General features: G+C 66.6%; 2 protein-coding genes. One reads left to right on the top strand and one right to left on the bottom strand.

Features of this window, described 5'->3' with window-relative positions:
- Window positions 1–126: 126 nt before the first annotated feature.
- A complete protein-coding gene (locus tag IIB36_20570) occupies window positions 127–1,137 on the bottom strand; it encodes an MMPL family transporter (GenBank protein ID MCH7534132.1) in 1,011 nt (336 codons plus the stop codon).
- 114 nt (window positions 1,138–1,251) lie between these two features.
- Here IIB36_20570 and IIB36_20565 point away from each other — a divergent pair.
- Window positions 1,252–2,011: IS6 family transposase (locus IIB36_20565; protein MCH7534131.1), on the top strand; the 760-nt coding region annotated here is incomplete at its 3' end.

The following is a 2,011-nucleotide window of genomic DNA, read 5'->3' as shown; positions in this document are numbered from 1 at the left end:
GGCACGAGAACGCCGTCCGTGTCCGAAATCGCCTGCCGGCCAGCTTCGGTCCAGGGGCGATCCGATTATTGTGGTCCGACAGCCACCTGCGGAGGTGGCCCGTGTCGAGCCCGGCCGGGCGAGCGCTCATGAGGATCTGCCGGGGTAGAACGCCGTGATCTCCGTGCTGCTCGTCTCGTGCCCCCGCGGCACGCGTGTCCGTGAAGCGGCGTCGGAAGGCGCATCGATCCGCTCGCCGGTAGTGATCACAAGCAGCGCCGGGAGTACGAGTAGCGTCGCGGCGGCGGCGAACGCGATCATCACGGCCGTCAGCAGTCCGAAGGTCGCGAACATCGGCATCGGCGCCAGAGCCATGATCGCGAAGCCGATGATGCTCGACACCGCCGAGGCGAGCAGCGCTGCGCCTGTGCCGGCGCCGGCGGCGCGCACAGCCTCGAAGCGGTCGCCGATCGACTCGATCTCCTCACGGAAGCGCATCGTGAAGTGCACGGCATAGTCGATTCCGACCCCGATCGAGATCGCCCCGATCGTGGCCGTTACCAGGTTGAGCCGGAAGCCCGCAACGGCCATGAAAGCGTAGAGCCACGCGACGACCAACAGGATCGGAACGATGGTGACGAGCGCGTAGCGCAGCGAGCGCATGAAGATGGCCACTACCGCCAGGCACAGCACCACAGCCAGCGGCAACGACCGCTGAAGCGCTCGGGACGTCGCGTCGAGCGCGGCCTGACGAGTCACGGGCGAACCGGTGATCGTCGCCATGGCACCGGGGTCGCTCTCGCGGAGCGTCGTTTCGGGCTCGTCGACGAGTGGCTCGAGCTCCGCGCGCGCAGCCGCCACATTCTCCTGCTCGCCCGACCCGACGAGGCCAAACGTGAGCACCGTCGCCTGTCTGGCGCCGTCGTCGCTCACCCAGAGCGACTCGGCGACGTCCTCCGGCGTGAGGATCAGGCCGTCTGTGCCGGGGATGCCCGCTTCGCTCGCGTACCTGTACACGGCCGCGATCTGTTGTGGAGAGTCGGGGATACGGTCTCCGTCTACATCGGTAATCGTGGTGCCGGTTGCTCGATCGATGGCTGCGAGCGCCGCCGGTGAGCCCAGGGCCTCACGCAGGATCTCCCGCGCGCCGCTCTCCACTTGCAGCTCGCCGCTCGCGAGCCTGCCGAAACGACCACTTTGCGACGGTTCTGTCAGAACTCAGGGCTCACCGGCGTCGCGTAGCCTCATCTGCGAAAAGACGAGGAGACGCCGGTGACCTGTCCGCACTGCGAATCGACCGCGACGACGAGACGCTGGTGCCGCACCGCACTCGGTTACCGAAGATTCAACTGTCGCTCCTGCAAGCGTCGCTTCAACGAACGGACCGGCACACCGTTCAACGACCTTCAGTACCCCACCGACATCGTGCTGCTCGCCGTGTTGTGGCGGCTGCGCTACAAGCTCAGCTTCCGCGACGTTGCAGAGATGCTGCTGCAGCGCGGGTTCGAGGTCACGCACGAGACCATCCGTGAGTGGGAGTTCCGCTTCGCTCCGCTGCTCGCTGACCAGTTGCGCGCCAGGCGGCGGGGCCGCGCCGGCGAGTCCTGGTACCTCGACGAGACGTACGTGAAGGTCGCGGGACGCTGGTGCTATCTGTACCGGGCGATCGACCGTGATGGGGAGCTTTTGGATTCGATGCTCAGCGAGCATCGCGACAAGCATGCCGCGCGAAGGTTCCTGCGAAGGCTGGTCGAGGTGGCTGGCCGCAAGCCTCTTCGCATCACCACGGACAAGCACCCCGCGTACCGGCGGGCGATTCGCTGGATCCTCGGCCGCAAGGCGATACACCGGACAACGCAGTACCTGAACAACTACACCGAGCAGAGTCACCGGGCCGTGAAGCAGCGCTACTACCCGATGCTGGGGTTCGGGAACTTCGAGTCAGCGTCGCGGTTCTGCGCGGCCTTCGATGAACTGAGACAGTACTTCCGGGTCCGGCGACGAGGCGAGGCTCACGTCTCGCTGGCCGAGC

Source organism: Gemmatimonadota bacterium (genome assembly GCA_022560615.1).
GTDB lineage: Bacteria > Gemmatimonadota > Gemmatimonadetes > Longimicrobiales > Gaopeijiaceae > UBA1138.
This window is presented reverse-complemented; position numbering and strand designations above follow the sequence as displayed.